Origin of the sequence: Pseudomonas tructae (assembly GCF_004214895.1) — a bacterium.
Taxonomy (GTDB): domain Bacteria; phylum Pseudomonadota; class Gammaproteobacteria; order Pseudomonadales; family Pseudomonadaceae; genus Aquipseudomonas; species Aquipseudomonas tructae.
In genome coordinates this window covers 3,107,378-3,123,357 of the sequence record NZ_CP035952.1, presented here as the reverse complement: position 1 = coordinate 3,123,357, position 15,980 = coordinate 3,107,378, and the positions used below count along the sequence as shown (strand labels likewise).

Below are 15,980 nucleotides of genomic sequence, written 5' to 3'. Positions count from 1 at the left end.
AGAAAGTGGAGGAGAAAATCATGAATGAGTCGAAAGAGCTGCATTCAACGGTGATCTGCACGCAAGGGGGGAGGATTCTGTTCGTGCGTAAAGAGGCTCCCGAATGGTCACTTCCCGGTGGAAAGATTGAGCCCGGTGAGGAACACCTAGAGGCTGCCCGGCGTGAGCTGAGTGAAGAAACCACTCTGCAATTGAGTAGCGCCAAATTCATCGGCCACTACGTCTACCAATCCGAAGAACACTATCTCTATCAGATGCCGGTCGAGCCCACGATAGTGCCGCATCCGTCCGATGAGATTGTGGAATGCCGCTGGTTTACCCCCAGCGAACTGGAACTGGTCAACGTAAAGCCGAATAACCTCGATTTGATATCGCGCGCAGAGCGCTTTCTCAGAAACCGAAATTGAAACCCGCGTCACCCGAGCTGCGCCGAAACGTTATACACCGCTGAACAGGTTGCGCTGAACTTTACGCTACTTAACCGGTAAGCCTTGCAGGCATCAACCGCTGAGGCATTGCGCCGGAACTTTGCTTCCTTGCTGAGGGCCTTCTGGTTCAGACCTATGGATAAATGGAGATGAAGCGATGAGTGCACAATTGAATGGTAAACGTGTGGCCTTTCTGGTTACCGATGGTTTTGAGCAGGTGGAATTGACCGGCCCTCGCGAGGCTCTGGAACAGAGCGGCGCGGTGGTCGATATCCTGAGTGCAAAAGATGGCACGGTGCGCGGTTGGAATCATGACAAACCCGCCGACGAATTTGCGGTGGATGCAACCTTCGAAAGTGCCAACTTCGATCTCTACGATGCCTTGGTACTGCCCGGCGGCGTGCAAAACTCCGACACGATTCGACTGATCCCTGGCGCACAAAAGCTGGTCAAAAGCCATGACGCAGCCGGCAAGCCGCTGGCAGTAATCTGTCACGGCGCCTGGCTGCTGGTGTCGAGTGGCTTGGCCAAGGGCAAGCGGATGACCAGCTACAAGACCTTGCAGGACGATATCCGCAACGCCGGCGGAAATTGGGTGGATGAAGAGGTGGTAGTAGATGGCAACCTGATCACCAGTCGCCAGCCTGATGATATTCCTGCTTTCAATGAGCAGTTGATCAGGGCGCTCACGGGTTGAGCCTGGTGGCCCCTTGTCGGGTATTACCGGCCCGGAGTCAAACCTACATGAGCCTTCCCAACTGCAGGAGAGCTACCATGCGTACCTACCCTACCCCTCCCTTCCCATCCCAACCCCAAAGCGTCCCAGGCTCCCAACGCAAGATGGAGCCCTATCCTGACTGTGGCGAGGAAACTTATGTTGGTCATAATCGGCTTGAGCGCAAGATCGCACTGATTACGGGTGCCGACAGCGGGATCGGGCGTGCCGTGGCCATTGCTTATGCCCGCGAGGGAGCAGACGTTGCCATTGCCTATCTCAATGAACATGAAGATGCGCAGGAAACCGCGCGCTGGGTGGAAGCCGCAGGCCGACAATGTCTGCTTTTACCTGGTGACTTGGCTGAGAAGCGGCATTGCTATGACATCGTCGATAAGACCGTTGAAAAGTTCGGTCGTATCGACATCCTGGTCAACAATGCAGCGTTCCAGATGGCCCATGAATCGCTCGAAGAGATCGCGGATGACGAGTGGGTAATGACCTTCGACGTCAATATCACCGCCATTTTCCGCATCTGCCAACGGGCGTTGGCCTCGATGCCCGAAGGCAGTTCGATCATCAACACCAGTTCGGTGAACTCCGATGACCCATCGCCCACTCTGCTGGCTTATGCGACGACCAAAGGTGCCATTGCCAATTTCACGGCAGGCCTCGCTCAACTGCTGGGGAAAAAAGGAATAAGAGTAAACAGCGTGGCGCCCGGCCCGATCTGGACACCGCTGATCCCAGCTACCATGCCCGATGAAGCCGTCAAAAAATTCGGATCCGGCTACCCAATGGGGCGGCCCGGACAACCGGTTGAGGTCGCTCCGATTTACGTTCTGCTCGGTTCTGATGAAGCCAGCTACATCTCCGGCTCTCGCTATGGCGTAACTGGAGGAAAACCCATCCTCTGAGCGCAATGCTGAGGCTCGCCGACTCGGGCCTCAGCGCTTCTTGTGCACCTCTTCCCTGGCCGTCTTTTGCGCGGTCGAATCGTGGACAGTTCCTGACGTGCCATCTGGTCGGTGTGCATCGTTGTCACGTTCTTCTTCGCCCTGCCCCTTTGCCGGTGCTCCGGTTTTGGAATGACCCCGATCCTAAAACTCGAAAAGTTAAACCTTTGGCCAGAAGATAGACTCTACCCTGTAGCGCTACTCAGGTTTTGTGAGTTGGCGTAGGCATGAAACATCCATTTCTCAATTTCCAGACCAATGGACCGTTGTATCCGAAGCAAAAATAGAACTGAATAGCAGGGCTCACCGCTCGGGTAGGTGTCTGATGCGTACCACGTGTTCTCTCTTACTAATACTCGGCAGCCTGGTCACCAGCGAGGTCTTCGCCGATGCTTGTGATGTAGTCAGCCGCTCCTCCAGCGAGGCTGTAAAGTCGATTGAACGACATACTTGCTACAGTTACAGCAACATGCCAGCTGATGCCATCGACTGGTCCTGCAGCAACGAGAGTAAAGAAATGGTCAGCGCCGAAAAGCGCAAAGTATTGAAATGCGCTGACGGCAGTATTGGCGTTTGCAGTGCGCCGCTTACCCAAGAGTCCTTGAGCAACCCAAAATCCGCAGGACGCGACGTCACACCGGAGCGTCTACCGCTGACCAGCGATGCCCGTGTCATAACCTGGTACTACGACATGGAGCACCTGGGCCAAGCCCGCAGTGATTGCGAACGCAGCGACGGCACCTGGCAGACTCAATAATGAGGGACAAGTCGTTGCCATCGTTGACAATACCCGGCGCACCTTACCCTGGGGGGCCGACCTTTCCTGAAAACACCTTGAATCCCCAGGTGTTGTAAGCGAGCGTGATCGGCACCAGCAGCACCAAGCCGCTCAGCACGAAGAGCTGAGTCGAGGGCGCAGCCGCCGCTTGCGCAAGCGTCAGCGATGGCGGGATCACCTGCGGAAAGAGCGCAACCAGCATCAGCGTGAAAGCCATGACGATCATGCCCAGTGCACAACTCAGCGGCTGCCAGTGGCGCGCCGCGCGCCAAGACCGTGCGAACCCCGCCAGCAGCGCCACGCTCAGGCTCCCGGTGGCAATCAGCAGCCACGGCTGGGTCAGGCGCTGCCAATAACGCTCATCGAGTTGCAGGGTCAAGGCCAGTACCCCACCCAGCGCCAGGATGGACAAGGCGCAGAATATCTGGGCATGGTGTTTAGCCCGTCGCTGCAAATCCCCTTCGCATCGCCAGTAGAGCCAGCAGGCGCCCAGCCACGCGTAACCCACCACCAGCGCCACTGCACAGGCCATAGGAAACGGCGCCAGCCATTCCCGGCCATTGCCACTGTACTGGCCATCGTTGTGCGGCACGCCTTGCATCAGCGTGCCCAGAATCACCCCCTGGCACAGGGTGGCGATGAGCGAGCCCAACAGCAACGCCGCATCCGCTAAGCCCTTGTTCACCACATGCTCGCGGAATTCAAGGCCGACCGCGCGCAGGATCAAGGCCATGAACATCAGCAAAAAAGGCAGGTAGAGGGCTGGCAGCAAGATGCTGTAGGCCATGGGAAACAGGGCCAGCAGCCCGCCGCCGCCGAGCACCAGCCAGGTCTCATTGGCATCCCACACCGGCAGGAGCGTGCGCACCATGATCTCCCGCTGTTCGACACGCCGTTGACCCGCAATGAGCAGGCCGACGCCTAGGTCGGTGCCGTCCAGCAGCACGTAGACCAGCACCGAGAACGCCAGCGCGGCGGCGCTAAGCAGGTCAGCCAATCGACGCCGAGCATGCTTAGCGCCCCCCGCCAAGTTCGGGCTGCGGGCCGCGTTCTTCTTCCCCCGGCGGTTCACGCAACAGTCGCAACAGCAGCCACAGCCCCAGGCTGAATATCAACATATAGAACAGCAGGATGCCCACAGTGCTGGCTATCACCGTTTGCGCCGCCACCGGCGATGCGCTGTCGGCCGTGCGCAGCAGGCCGTAAACGGTGAAGGGCTGACGCCCCACTTCGGTCACCACCCAGCCACTGAGCATGGCGACGAAGCCCGCGGGTGCCAGTACCAGGCTTGCGCGTTGCAACCACTGGGCCTGCAGCAAACGTCCACGCCAACGCAGCACCAGGCCGGCGATACCTTGCGCCAGCATCACCAGGCCCAGGCCGACCATGATGCGAAAGGCGTAGAACACCAACGGCACCGGCGGCAAATCTTGCGCGGGAAATTCATTGAGGGCCGGTATGGTACCGCTCAGGTCGTGGGTCAGGTACAACGACCCCACACGCGGGATGGCCAGTTCAAGATGGTTGCGCTGTTGTGCCATGTCCGGCACGGCGAATAGCCGCAAGGGCTCCCCTGCGCCCGGCGGCGGGCGCTGCCACGAGCCTTCGATGGCTGCTACTTTGATCGGCTGCACCTGCAGCGTGTGCTGGCCATGCAAGTCACCGACGACGATCTGCAGCGGCGCCAATACAGCGATAGCCCACAGTGCCATCGAATACTGCAGCCACGCGCGCGGGTTGCCCGGTACGCGCAGCAATTGCCAGCCCCCTACCCCCGCCACCAGCGTCGCAGTGCCGAGCAAGGCTGCCAGGAGCATGTGCGAAAGGCGATAAGGAAACGATGGATTGAACACGATCGCCCACCAGTCCTGGGCCACGAAGCGCCCCTGGCCATCGATGGCATAGCCGGCAGGCGTGTGCATCCAGGAGTTGGCGCTGATGATCCAGAACGCGCTGAACAACGCCCCCACCGCCACCGCACAAGTCGCGAAAAAATGCAGCCTGGGCCCGACCTTTTTCAAGCCGAACAGCATCACCCCGAGAAAGCCTGCCTCCAGGAAAAACGCCACCAGCACTTCGTAGAGCATCAAAGGGCCGATGATCTCGCCCGCTGCCAGCGAAAGCCCTGACCAGTTGAGCCCGAACTGGTATTCCATGATCAAACCAGAAGCGGCGCCGACCGCAACGGTCAAGGCGAAGACCTTCAGCCAATAGCGATACAGGGTCATCAGCACGGCCTGACGGCGCCACAGCCACAGCGCTTCCAAGGCCATCAGCCACTGCGCCAGGCCAATGCTGAACGCCGCCAGGACAATATGAAAACTGATGGTGATGGCGAATTGAGCCCGGGCAGCCAGCAGCGCCGTGGCGGCATCGCCATATTCAGTCAAGGTACTCGCTCGCCGGCATCCCTACCTTCAACGACGGGCTTTTTCGTCGACGTCATGCAAACGCCGCTCGATCGCGCGCGCCTGGTCCTCCTGCTGCTTGATCGATGTCGGGGTGATCACCTTGTCCACCGCCTCGGTATCCGGGTCCGGCTGCTCGAGCACCGGATCAGGTGCGGGCTTGCCCTGCTGCGCCTGCTCGGAAGAAATGGGTCGTGGGGTCTTGTCGGCGGGTTTCGCTTGAGAATGCTTCATGGGGGTTCTTCCGTAGCAGAGGGCTGTATTCAGAAGAGCCCGGCCACAGCGGAAAGTTTAATCCGTTTGCTTCAGCGCATTTCACCCAGGGTCGCCAGTGCATTACCCAACGCCGCGCCGCGAGCGGTGTTATCGAAGATGCACCAGACCGGCACATTGCAATCGGCGCTGGTCTGCAACCGTGCGGCCAAGCCATGCAAGTACTCGCGGCCATAGGCGCTGTGGTAGATCTGCGGCTCCCCATGCAAACGCCAGTACACCAGCCCTGGCCAGCCTCCCGGTTGAGCATCCGCGGCAAAGCGCGACGGGCTGGCAGCTACTTGAGCAACCTGGAAATCGATGAGCAACGCGTGCGCCGTTGACCATGACCTATGCCGCGGCTCGACCGTTACCCACCCTGCATAGCGCTCACGCAGGTAGGCAAAGAATCGATGAGCGACCGCAGCGTCGTACTCCAGTGACGGCGGCAACTGCAGCAGGAGACAACCAAGACGATCGCCCAAGTGCGCGCATTCATCGAGAAATCTATCGAGCAATCCCTCGCAGGCGTCGAGCCGCTGTTCGTGGGTGATGACCTTGGGCACCTTGACCGAAAAGCGAAACTGTCCAGGCACCGAGGCAGCCCAACGGGCATAGGTTTGAGGGCGGTGAGAACGGTAGAAAGTGCTGTTGATCTCCACCGCGTTCAAGTGTGCCGCGTAGCGCTGTAACTGGCTACCACAGGGGGAAAACTCATCGGCGTGAAGGCGTGACAAGTTCCAGCCGGCGCAACCGAGATGAATCATTCTGACAACCCTCGGTTCAGCGAGGTATCGGCGTTGTGCCGAGACGTACTGCGGCGGCCACGTCCGTGCGCAATGATAAATTCTTCATGATGAATGTCCTCATAGGTGAGTACCTTCCTTGTGGCCGCACTCAACTCGGCTTGGGAGGCGAAAATATTTTAGGCTCCTGCCTCAGGATCGCTTGCAGGCATGTTGCGAGGCTCCTTTTCAAGGCCTGCCTGATCATTGCTCGGTGCGGCGCCACCCAGGGAATCGACGTGGCTGCTACTCCCTGGCGCAGGATGCTCGCGTGATACCGAATTGTTGGCTTCTACGTCAGAGAGTTCTTCCTCAACAGGTGTCTCATCATCTGGCGTGAGAGGGATCTGGGTTTCCTCTGCGCCGGGGGTATGACCGGCTTGATTGTCTGTGCGGGCGATCCCCTGCTGCGGCTTATTACCAGATGCTTGTTTTTCAGTTTCCATGCTGGTTCTCCTGTTGCGCGGAACAATCACGCTTAAAGCTCAGAGGCGCCATGCATGCGCAGAGTGCCGCGTAGCGGACGAATGGGGGCCGTTAAAAGAAGCCCAGCGTGGCGGCCGGGCTCGTGGCTTCACCGTCTGTCATCAGAAAGCGGTGTCTGCTCATCCGCCTCAGGGGTAACCCGTTCAGCGGGATCGTCCCAGTCTTGCGGGCGGTCGCTGTCGGGGCTTTTCAACGGGTCGTATTTGTTGGGATCGTCTGGATCCAGCGTCGGCTCATCGGATCCTGGTTCGGGCCGGGTTGGAACAGAGGATGAGGGTTGATCTTGGAAGCTCGAGTCAGTGGACATATTCACCTCGCCAGCAGGCCCGGTTTTTCCGGGACTTATTGATTCGAAGCGTCTGCAGTCGAAAGGTGCTTGCGGGCAGATGAACGGCTGCAGCTAGGGGGAATCCTGGCAAATGATGGAAATCTTGCCATTGCGCTCGACAAGCGCATATTTGATCTGCGTGACGTCTTCTACTCCCTGATTGGCACGGGCCGCCTCGAGGATGTCGTCCTCGGTCAAGCGGCAGTGACGCATTCGCCAGTGCAGGAACTTGCCGTTCTCGACGACGACCGTGGCGTGGCCATCGAGAAAACGGGCGACCTTGGGCGAGTTCAGTTTGGCCAAAGACAGGCCGACATCAAGAACGATCAGGGTGGCGATCACCAGCACGGCATTGGTGAAGGAAAAGTCTTCTCCAAGCAGGGCTTGCTGGGTGGCCTCGCCAATGATGAGTAAGAGCACAAAATCAAAGGTGGTCAGGTCGGAAAGTGACCGCCGCCCGGCGATTCGGAAAAGCACCATTAACGTAACGTAGATAGCCACAGCGCGCAGGACGGAATCCATGGCCAACTCCTACGGATAGACGAAGGTGGATAGACGAACGATGCTTCCCGAAGCCAGCGACACACGGCCATCGTAGGAGCCGACGCCGTCATTGGCCAAGAGGACATGCAGCGTCGCGATACCTTCCTTATCTGTGCCCAGGTGCAGAAGAAACGTCGGGCCATGAGACAGGGACAAAAAAGGCTGAGGCTGCAGTGACTCGATATTCAGATCACGAAACAATGAACCCTCGAGCAGCAACGCAACCTGGCTGTTCGGCTCACCCTGAGCACGGATGAGCATCGAGCTCGTCGACCCTGATCGCGTGAATGCCTGGTACTCGCAGGTGATTCGCCCATCCATGCTGCCAGCACTGCGCTGACTGAGCGGACCGTTACCAAACAATCCCGCCAGCGTGAGCACGACAATCCCCAGCAACACATACCAGCCGATTCGCTCAAAACGCCAAACGCGACACTGCGAGCGCATGTCCTCCTGGACAGGATGCTGGCGTGCAGGTTGTTCGTCTGCGGGTGACATGCCAATCCCTCCTTCAGCCCCGTTCACCCCGCAGCCAGCACTGATGACATTGCGCAAGCTGCTCCAGGCCGTAGAGCGCAGCCTGTTGGATAACGGCCTGGCGATCACCGCAAAAGCGACGAGTATGGGTAAACACAGCGATTGGTCGGTCGGCGAACGCCCAGGCGAAGCACACGGTACCCGGTGGAATATCGTCTTCTGCAGCTGGGCCGGCGACACCGGTAGTGGCAATGCAAACCTTGACCGGACTGTCGCTCAAGGCGCCGAGTGCCATTTCTCGCGCCACCTCTTCACTCGTCAGCCCAAAGGCTTCGATGGTAAGCGCCTGCACACCCAGAATGCGCTGCTTCGCCGCCGGCGAGTACACCACATAGCCGCTTTCAAACACCTCACCTGTACCGGACTTTTCCGACAGCATGGCAGCCATTCGACCTGCCGTACACGACTCAGCCGTGGTCAATGTCAGCTTGTGCGTCTTGAGGTATTCCAACACAGCATCAACGGAGTCTGGGTTCATGGCAGGCATCCTGTGCGGGATATGCGGTGGACGCGCCTATTTGATATAGGGTGGGCAACACCCTTTGCACAGGGTTCAACTTTTTGAGCGTTCCCCGACCACCCACTGAAAAGCATCGAATAATCCGAAGCAATCAGCCAATAACACTTCCCAAAAGATCATATCTTTGATGACTTCCTGCTAGCACTCGACCCGCGTGTCGGCAGTCAAATATTTCAGTGCCACTTGAAAAAGGTGACGTAGCATGATACGCAACCCGCCCCCTTACAAAAAAAGGCCTGCAAAGAATTTGCCCTTATACAGAACCAGCGGTTATTTGAACAAGCACATCAAATACTACTTGACGCCTACACGTTGCTCGACACTGACTCATTAGACGCTGAAATATTCATTGAATACCAAACGCTCAAAGGCAAAGCAGAACAACGATTTACAGAGGCAATCAAACATTTAAAACTGATCAATAGTAGTGAGTTTTTTGAATCTCCCTGCAACTGAGCCCTTGAAAATAAATGGGCCATTTCAGTGGCCGGAGCGTTGTCTTTCCACCGCTGCCTGAGCCGGAGACCGACAAATGAAATTCTCCAAATTTTGCCAAGCACTTTCCAACAGAGCGGGCAGTTCAAAAACATTCCTGGTTGCGCTAGGCTTGATTGTCGCATGGGCGATAACGGGGCCATACTTTCATTATAACGATACCTGGCAGTTAATCATCAATACCTCCACAACCATCATCACATTCCTAATGGTATTTCTTATTCAAAATACGCAAAATCGTGACAACGACATATTGCACCTTAAGCTCGATGAATTAATCAGGGCTACCAAGGACGCCAAGAATGTGGCTCTCTGCTTAGAGGACCTCGATACCAAAGACCTGCACGTGCTGCGCAAAAAATATCGCATCCTCGGGGAAGCGCAATATCAGGAACCCACCGTGGCAGAAGAAGGTGGCGATGCATTGATTACTAAAAAACTGATTATCGACGATCCTATCCCATCCATGCCTGCGCCGTGCCCAAATGAGGAAACGAAAAAACCATAAGCATTCGGGCTTCTCTTTGCGCACGAACAGTAGCTTTCCCGCCTGTTGGCAAATTACTGTTGAATGACGCTCTTTCATCGGGCTCAAGATGCTGCCTCCTCTACTACCGGAACCGGAAAGCCGGTGTCCGTTGTCGAGCCACAGGGCAGCGCGTAGAAAGGGAAGAACGCACCGCTGACTTACCCTCTTTTGCCCAGCGCCTCAATCAGTTGTGCCTTGGTCATGCTGGAGCGGCCTTTGATATTCTTGCTTCGCGCTTCTTTCAACAGGCTTTGCTTGGTTTGCGTTGCCAGTGACGAGCTTGAAGCGCGCGAATGGCCCTGACGCGTTTTCACGGCGCGCTTGGCCGAATCTGAACGTGCCGTCTTCTTCTCGTTCGAAGGAGTCTTGCTGCCCGACCCACCCGGCTTGTCGCCACCGCCTGACTGCTTGTTGACAGTAGCCCAGGCGCGAGACTCGGCTTCGTCCTTGGAAACCCCCTTGTTCTCATAATTTTGCTCGATGTGCTCGGCCTTACGCTTCTGTTTTTCGGTGTATTTATCTTTGTCTCCGCGGGCCATCGCGTTCACTCCTGAAGGGTGTTTGTTGAACGGTTGAAACCCATTTGATCGTAAAAGTGCGATTGACTGGACCAATGGTCAAACTGGCGCCTTGTGGGTGGATCCGTCCATCGTCGCCATTGAACCCTTCGGGCGACGGGCGACTCCATGTTAAGGAAATCGAACCATTAACTGCCTTCAATTAGGTATCGCCATGAATGCTATCGACCTGCTGCTCCAAGACCACAGGGTGGTAAAGAAACTGCTGGAGGAACTGTCCGCCACCACCGAGCGCGCCGTGAAGAAGCGGGCCGAACTGCTGCAGCGCATCGAGCAGGAGTTACAGATCCACACGGCACTGGAGGAAGAGATACTCTATCCGGCCATCAAACAGGCCGGTGGCAAGGAAGAAGCGAAAATGTACTATGAAGCCAAGGAAGAACACCGTACCGTCGATTCGCTAGTGCTGCCCGATCTGCTGCATACCGAAACCGGTACTACGGAGTTCGCCGGCCGGGTGAAAGTGATGAAGGAGCTCCTCGAACATCATATCGAGGAAGAGGAAAACGAGCTGTTCCCAACCGCCAGAAAGCTGCTCGGCAAATTGATCCTCGAAGAAATGGGCAACACCATGCAGACACAGAAAAAAATTCTCAAGGGCGATCAGCACGCAGCTTGAAAGCCACCCGCGCGGGTTCACTGCCAGGCAAGGAATAATAGCCTGTCATTTCCGTCGATGCCAAGAAAGCCTGGATTTGCACTGGCTATATTCGTCCCGACTCCGCCGCCGCGCTCGCCTCGCCCATGGTGTAAAGCAAGGCGGCCTGCTTAGGACAATACATCCTTGCACAGCGCCTCGATTGTGCCAACCAGCTCGTCGTACTGCACAGGCTTCATCAGATGCCTATCGAACTGCATGTCGTTGCCTTTATGTGGATCCGAATTCACGCCATAACCACTCAAGGCGATCGCCGGGGTGTATTTGTGCACCTTGCCCTGGCGCAGGGAGCTGATCAGTTCATGGCCATTCATGACGGGCATTCCGATATCCGTCAGGATGACGTCGAATCGCTCTTGAAGGGATTTTTCCAGCGCCTGCGTCGGATCGCTATAGCTCTTGACCAGGGCGTCCTCCATTTCCAGTAGCATGCGCATTACGTCGAGGACCTCGGGGGAGTCGTCGACCAGCAACACCTTCAGCCCCTTCAAGCGACCCTGGGGCTCGCCCTGCTCGTCCTCATCCTGTTCGTTCAGGCTTTTTTCAGAGAGTGGCAGGGTTACACTGAAATTGAGCACTATATCCAGAGCAAACGGCGCCCTCTACGTGACGGCAAACCGACGAAATTGCCGTACCGCTATCTGTTCATCTCTGACAGAGGCCGCCCGCTGTCGATTCGCGCATTGTCTAACGTCCTAGATAGGCTGTTTCTGACCATTGAACTGGCACATCCGGGGTTGTTGACTACTTTTTCTGCGCATGACTTTCGCCACACTTTTGCCGACCGCTTCTTGGCTTACCTGGTCGAGCAGCGTGGGCACGACCTGGAGCGCGCCACGGACGAACTCCGGCGAGTCTGCGGTTGGGCTGAGACTTCGGCGATGCCACGTCGTTATGCAAGTCGTTATCTAGCCGAGTCAGCCAACCGCCATAATGCGCAGCGTGCCTCGGCAGCGTGGGGCCGGCTTGACAGTTAAGGAGGCTCGTCGTGACTAAATCAGCCGATCACGAACAGGCATCACCCTCCTCCTCTCTCTCGGCCTACGTGTTCGAGGGTCCGGCTCTGGTTGCGATTCGAACTCGCACTAATGACCAGCCAAGGTATGTCGATACCCGATTGAACGTCTGGACGTGGTACGGCGGCGGCATGGGAATGAGTATTGATTGGCCTAGTCTAAAGTTGAGCTCGGAGTTTTTCGAAATAGCCAAAGCATTTATGGTCTACATGTTAGAAAAATACTCCCCTTCAACTGCATATAGGGCCGCCAGGATGCTCCATCGGATTTCAGAAAGTGACATTTCCTTGAAATTCACTTGGGCAGCCGACGAAATTATTAGCGCATTCTGCAGTTGGAGCAGTCCAAGAGAGTACGTAGTCGTCTTTCGCACGCTTTATCGCTGGGCACTGGATAGAGGAATCATCGGTTTTGATAACGGCATTTATCTAAATATTAAGGACTTTAAAACCGAACGTTCATCTCCCTACTCTCGAATTTTTCTCTCTCAGTCGGGCTTGGAACTCGATGAACGGTTAGCCCCTGGTCCGTGATCATCTTCACCACTTGCAGCTTGAAGCCTTCGTCGAATGTCCTACGTTTGTTGACCATAAAAACCTCCTCGATAGATGCATTTTCCACCTAACGAGGTTTACGCGAATAGCAAGCTCGCCCCAAAACAGTGCAGAAAAAGTGAGCGATTCAGAAATTCATGAGGTTTTGTTACAAGCCATTGTGATCTTATTTTTACTAAGATAGCGTGTCTGTCGTTGGTAGGAGATTTTGTAGGTTAGGAATCACATGCGTACTACATGTTCGTTGAAGGGTCTTACGGTTCTTATTTGGATCGTAAATCTGTGTGCCATCTGTGCGTCAACGCTAAGTTATATCTACCTGTCTTATTACACTTACAAGGAAACCGGCAGTCTGCTTTATTCGCAGATCGTGCTGTTTTCACCCATGGTATTACCCGTATTGTTTGTCGGGCAGATTTATAGGCTGTCCGATCGGATCTCTCCGCGTACGTTATTGATTTTATCCAATGCCTTGGCGTTGTTGGTGGCGGTGTTGGTTTATTCGTTACTGCCGACTGTTGCATTGATTGCGATCCTTGGCGGTATCGCCATTGGCACACTGGACGCGTTGCAGCGGGTGGGCCGAATCGTTGCCATCAAATGCTATTTCAATTCAGCAAATGTCGAATCCACCGTTCCGCTGACCCTGATGGCACAATTCATTGCCGGTGGCATCGCCGGTGCTACAATGGCACTGGTCAAGGGTGATATGATGCCTTGGCACGCGTTGGCAATCACTGCCGTGTTGTTCTCCATAGCCTGCTTCGCCGCCTTTCTGTTGCCCCGCGCGGAACGCCCGACTACCGCCACCACCCCCCAGTCTGCGGCGCTGATCAAAACATTTACGAATTTCATGAGAACCAGCCCGCAACTGCGCCGCAGTTTCTGGAGCTTCATTATTTTCGTCAGCGTTTATCAGGGTTTCTTCAACGTGTCGCGGATTATTCTGCCGGCCCATGTCCTGGGCTTGTCGGAGGGCTATGTGGGTCTGCTGCAAGCGGTCAACAGCGTGGCCGCCCTGGTAGGCGCGATCCTTTACTACAAGCTGAACAAGCGTGGCCACAGACTGGCGCCCCTTTCCATGGCTGCCGCCAGCGCACTGTTCATGATGGTGGCCGCCTATGGTGGAGGCTTGGCCTCTAGCTATGGCGCTTACTTTTTCTATATCTTTTTCTTTGAATTGGCATTTTTCAAGTTGCAATCCGATGTCGTGCTGGCAACACCGGCCAATGCCATGCCGCTGGTTGCGTCAGTACAATATGCGGGTGTTTATGCTGGGATGATTATAACGATATTCTTCGGTTCATTATTGGTCGAGCACATTGGGTTGCTATGGACTAGCGTTATTTTTGCCGTGTGTTATTTGGCGGCTACTCTACTGCTCTCGTTCAGTTTTAAACCTGCTGAACAAGTTATCTAATAGGTTTTCCAACGTTACAAGGTCATGAGATATGCGCCAGAAAGCGCCGATATTTCCGTTCGTTCGTTTTTTTGATCTGGCTAATGGGGTAACAGCATTAAACATTCTGTTGTCTTTTGCGGCGGTAGTCGTGGCGCATCAGGGACGCTTGTCTTGGGCGGCTAGTGTTATTTGTTTGGCGGCGATACTAGACTTCGTCGATGGACACATTGCGAGAACCTGGTTGGCCGGCGACGCGCCACGGCGCGCGTTTGGCAAGCATCTGGACAGTTTTGCCGACCTGCTGAATTTCAGTGTCGCGCCAGCACTTGTCCTGATCCTGCTGCTCCCTTCATCTCTGGCTGTACTGGCGGGTTCTGTCCTGGTGCTGTCCGGTGTACTGCGCCTAGCTGTTTTCGCCATCAATGACCCCGACGCCCCGGTGGGTTATCGCGGTTTGCCGACGACCTATTCCGGTTTGCTGTTCGCGCTAGCTTTCCAGTCAGTGGCGGCGGGCAGGGTCGGCGCTCATGACGTGCTGATGCTGATGTTCCTCATTGCCGTGCTTCAGGTCACGAACCTGAAATTGCCGAAATTCAAGGCCGTTCCCACGGTGGCCTTCATTGCGATTGTCTTTTCCCTCTGCAGTTTTCTCCTCTATCACGCATAACTATACGGAGCGCTTCATGAAACATGTCGTTTTGGTCGACAGCACGGTCAGTGGCCTGCTCGCCTTTGAAGCTGCCAAGCGCCTGGGTTGTCATGTGACATTTATTCACCAGCGCGATACGTCGTTTCTGACAATATCAGTCAAGGGGGATCACTCGAAAATCGAGCCGTACCTTAAACACGTCGACGAATACATTCGCGTCGATTCGCTTGAGGGGGACGAGTTTCACAATCTGCTGGCAAAGCTCAACGACACTCGAAAAATTGATGCGCTGATCTCTACGTCCGAGGCGGCGATTGTTGCCGTGGCCCGGGAAGCCGAGCTGCTCGGTACGCGTTACCCTAGCCATGAAAACCTTTGCGGCGCTGTTTACAAGAGTCGTCTGCGTGAAACCTTGCGCGCCAACAACGTGCGTTCTCCCGACTTCCAGGTCTTGACCGAAAGCCAACTGGCCGAAGGCATCGCGCCTCGGTTGGCGTTGCCGTTTGTGGTCAAACCCACACGTGGTTTTTCCAAACAGTTTTCGGCGATCTGTTTTACCCAACAGGATTTCGACGCATTCGTCGAAAATATCCGTCAGGCCCGTACTGATTCCAATCCGATGATAGATGCCCTGGTCAGCCGCGAATACCTGGTCGAGCAATACGTGAAGGGTACGCTGCACTCTGCTGAAGTCATCGTTCAGGACGGGGTAGTGTCGTGCTACGTTACCACCATTCGTTTCCGCGCCGACTACAACGAAATTCTTGAGATGACGGCAACCATGCCATCGGGTCTGAACACGGCAGCGCGCGATGAAATAAAGGCCTACATCCAGCAGGTATTCACTGCCTTGAAACTGGACATAGGCCTGTATCACGTCGAATTGCTCCGTGACGAAAACGGCCCGTGCCTGGTAGAGATCAATGCCCGCATGATGGGCAGTGTAGCACCGCAGATGTATCGGATGCTGACCGGTATTGATCCATTCGAAATGCTGATCCGTCTGCACTTGGGGGAGATCATCAAGATTGACGATTCGCTGATTGAAACCGCGGGCACCGTGGTCACGATCGCCTCGCGACATGGCGGACGGATTGCCGATAGCTACGACCCTCGAACGCTGCAACCGCTGCTGAATAAGTACGAGATCGAGTTCTGTACTGCCCATGTCGTCCCCGGTCAGCAGGTGAGCGTCTACACCGGCAATATCGGAACCATCGGCCATGTCATTGTGCTCGACAGCTGCCCCTACGCTGCCGCGAAAAAGGGCAACAGTTTTCTGGCTGAACTGTCCTTGCTGTACGGCAACGAACTGGCGAAATACACCGGTCCTGAACTGGCGTAAATCATTGTCATACCGATT

Annotated in this window: 20 protein-coding genes and 1 pseudogene; 11 read left to right on the top strand and 10 right to left on the bottom strand. The window is 55.8% G+C overall.

What is annotated here, in order from left to right; genetic code table 11:
* Nucleotides 1-20 precede the first annotated feature (20 nt).
* The 4 genes from EXN22_RS14100 (at nucleotide 21) to EXN22_RS14085 (ending at nucleotide 2,856) form a co-directional block, all read left to right on the top strand.
* Nucleotides 21-407: an NUDIX domain-containing protein gene (locus tag EXN22_RS14100; RefSeq protein ID WP_130264638.1), complete on the top strand. Its 387-nt coding sequence runs from the start codon at nucleotides 21-23 to the stop codon at nucleotides 405-407.
* 178 nt (nucleotides 408-585) lie between these two features.
* Nucleotides 586-1,125, top strand: a complete 540-nt coding sequence (locus EXN22_RS14095) for a type 1 glutamine amidotransferase domain-containing protein (RefSeq protein ID WP_130264637.1) — start codon at nucleotides 586-588, stop codon at nucleotides 1,123-1,125.
* 77 nt (nucleotides 1,126-1,202) lie between these two features.
* The gene (locus EXN22_RS14090; RefSeq protein WP_130264636.1) at nucleotides 1,203-2,060 is read left to right on the top strand and encodes an SDR family oxidoreductase; all 858 of its coding nucleotides are present in this window, start codon (nucleotides 1,203-1,205) and stop codon (nucleotides 2,058-2,060) included.
* Nucleotides 2,061-2,424: 364 nt separating this feature from the next.
* On the top strand, nucleotides 2,425-2,856 hold the full coding sequence (locus EXN22_RS14085) for a hypothetical protein (protein ID WP_130264635.1): 432 nt from the start codon (nucleotides 2,425-2,427) through the stop codon (nucleotides 2,854-2,856).
* Between the two features lie 43 nt (nucleotides 2,857-2,899).
* Here the strand turns inward: EXN22_RS14085 and cydB are convergent, their stop codons facing one another.
* The 8 genes from cydB to EXN22_RS14040 form a co-directional block, all read right to left on the bottom strand.
* Nucleotides 2,900-3,874, bottom strand: coding sequence for a cytochrome d ubiquinol oxidase subunit II (gene cydB, locus EXN22_RS14080; RefSeq protein WP_130264634.1), 975 nt, complete (start codon nucleotides 3,872-3,874; stop codon nucleotides 2,900-2,902).
* Nucleotides 3,875-3,890: 16 nt separating this feature from the next.
* Nucleotides 3,891-5,267, bottom strand: a complete 1,377-nt coding sequence (locus EXN22_RS14075; RefSeq protein WP_130264633.1) for a cytochrome ubiquinol oxidase subunit I — start codon at nucleotides 5,265-5,267, stop codon at nucleotides 3,891-3,893.
* A gap of 27 nt (nucleotides 5,268-5,294) precedes the next feature.
* Nucleotides 5,295-5,519: a hypothetical protein gene (locus EXN22_RS14070; protein WP_130264632.1), complete on the bottom strand. Its 225-nt coding sequence runs from the start codon at nucleotides 5,517-5,519 to the stop codon at nucleotides 5,295-5,297.
* Between the two features lie 71 nt (nucleotides 5,520-5,590).
* A complete protein-coding gene (locus EXN22_RS14065; RefSeq protein WP_130264631.1) occupies nucleotides 5,591-6,304 on the bottom strand; it encodes a DUF72 domain-containing protein in 714 nt (237 codons plus the stop codon).
* 158 nt (nucleotides 6,305-6,462) lie between these two features.
* On the bottom strand, nucleotides 6,463-6,768 hold the full coding sequence (locus EXN22_RS14060; RefSeq protein WP_130264630.1) for a hypothetical protein: 306 nt from the start codon (nucleotides 6,766-6,768) through the stop codon (nucleotides 6,463-6,465).
* A 440-nt stretch (nucleotides 6,769-7,208) separates the two neighbouring features.
* Nucleotides 7,209-7,658: a DUF421 domain-containing protein gene (locus EXN22_RS14050; protein WP_130264628.1), complete on the bottom strand. Its 450-nt coding sequence runs from the start codon at nucleotides 7,656-7,658 to the stop codon at nucleotides 7,209-7,211.
* 9 nt (nucleotides 7,659-7,667) lie between these two features.
* The gene (locus EXN22_RS14045; protein WP_130264627.1) at nucleotides 7,668-8,177 is read right to left on the bottom strand and encodes a hypothetical protein; all 510 of its coding nucleotides are present in this window, start codon (nucleotides 8,175-8,177) and stop codon (nucleotides 7,668-7,670) included.
* A gap of 13 nt (nucleotides 8,178-8,190) precedes the next feature.
* Nucleotides 8,191-8,694: a CinA family protein gene (locus tag EXN22_RS14040; protein ID WP_130264626.1), complete on the bottom strand. Its 504-nt coding sequence runs from the start codon at nucleotides 8,692-8,694 to the stop codon at nucleotides 8,191-8,193.
* A 574-nt stretch (nucleotides 8,695-9,268) separates the two neighbouring features.
* On the opposite strand from EXN22_RS14040, the gene EXN22_RS14035 reads away from it, so the two are divergent.
* Nucleotides 9,269-9,739: a low affinity iron permease family protein gene (locus EXN22_RS14035; protein ID WP_130264625.1), complete on the top strand. Its 471-nt coding sequence runs from the start codon at nucleotides 9,269-9,271 to the stop codon at nucleotides 9,737-9,739.
* A 179-nt stretch (nucleotides 9,740-9,918) separates the two neighbouring features.
* Here the strand turns inward: EXN22_RS14035 and EXN22_RS14030 are convergent, their stop codons facing one another.
* Nucleotides 9,919-10,299 (bottom strand): termination factor Rho, encoded by a 381-nt coding sequence (locus tag EXN22_RS14030; protein WP_130264624.1) that lies wholly within the window; start codon nucleotides 10,297-10,299, stop codon nucleotides 9,919-9,921.
* 193 nt (nucleotides 10,300-10,492) lie between these two features.
* Between EXN22_RS14030 and EXN22_RS14025 the strand changes: the two genes are divergently transcribed.
* Nucleotides 10,493-10,957 carry a hemerythrin domain-containing protein gene (locus tag EXN22_RS14025; RefSeq protein WP_130264623.1) on the top strand — a complete coding sequence of 155 codons (465 nt, stop codon included), beginning with the start codon at nucleotides 10,493-10,495 and terminating at the stop codon, nucleotides 10,955-10,957.
* A gap of 149 nt (nucleotides 10,958-11,106) precedes the next feature.
* Here the strand turns inward: EXN22_RS14025 and EXN22_RS14020 are convergent, their stop codons facing one another.
* Nucleotides 11,107-11,415, bottom strand: coding sequence for a response regulator (locus EXN22_RS14020; protein WP_407691973.1), 309 nt, complete (start codon nucleotides 11,413-11,415; stop codon nucleotides 11,107-11,109).
* 150 nt (nucleotides 11,416-11,565) lie between these two features.
* On the opposite strand from EXN22_RS14020, the pseudogene EXN22_RS26530 reads away from it, so the two are divergent.
* The 5 genes and pseudogenes from EXN22_RS26530 to EXN22_RS13995 all read left to right on the top strand — a co-directional run.
* Nucleotides 11,566-11,973 (top strand): annotated as a pseudogene (locus tag EXN22_RS26530) (site-specific integrase); the annotation flags it as partial.
* Nucleotides 11,974-11,984: 11 nt separating this feature from the next.
* Nucleotides 11,985-12,545 (top strand): hypothetical protein, encoded by a 561-nt coding sequence (locus tag EXN22_RS14010; protein WP_233281625.1) that lies wholly within the window; start codon nucleotides 11,985-11,987, stop codon nucleotides 12,543-12,545.
* A 247-nt stretch (nucleotides 12,546-12,792) separates the two neighbouring features.
* Complete coding sequence (locus EXN22_RS14005) at nucleotides 12,793-13,986, top strand: MFS transporter (RefSeq protein ID WP_130264621.1); 1,194 nt, start codon at nucleotides 12,793-12,795, stop codon at nucleotides 13,984-13,986.
* 31 nt (nucleotides 13,987-14,017) lie between these two features.
* Nucleotides 14,018-14,635 carry a CDP-alcohol phosphatidyltransferase family protein gene (locus EXN22_RS14000; protein WP_130264620.1) on the top strand — a complete coding sequence of 206 codons (618 nt, stop codon included), beginning with the start codon at nucleotides 14,018-14,020 and terminating at the stop codon, nucleotides 14,633-14,635.
* Between the two features lie 16 nt (nucleotides 14,636-14,651).
* Complete coding sequence (locus tag EXN22_RS13995) at nucleotides 14,652-15,962, top strand: ATP-grasp domain-containing protein (RefSeq protein ID WP_130264619.1); 1,311 nt, start codon at nucleotides 14,652-14,654, stop codon at nucleotides 15,960-15,962.
* Nucleotides 15,963-15,980: the final 18 nt, after the last annotated feature.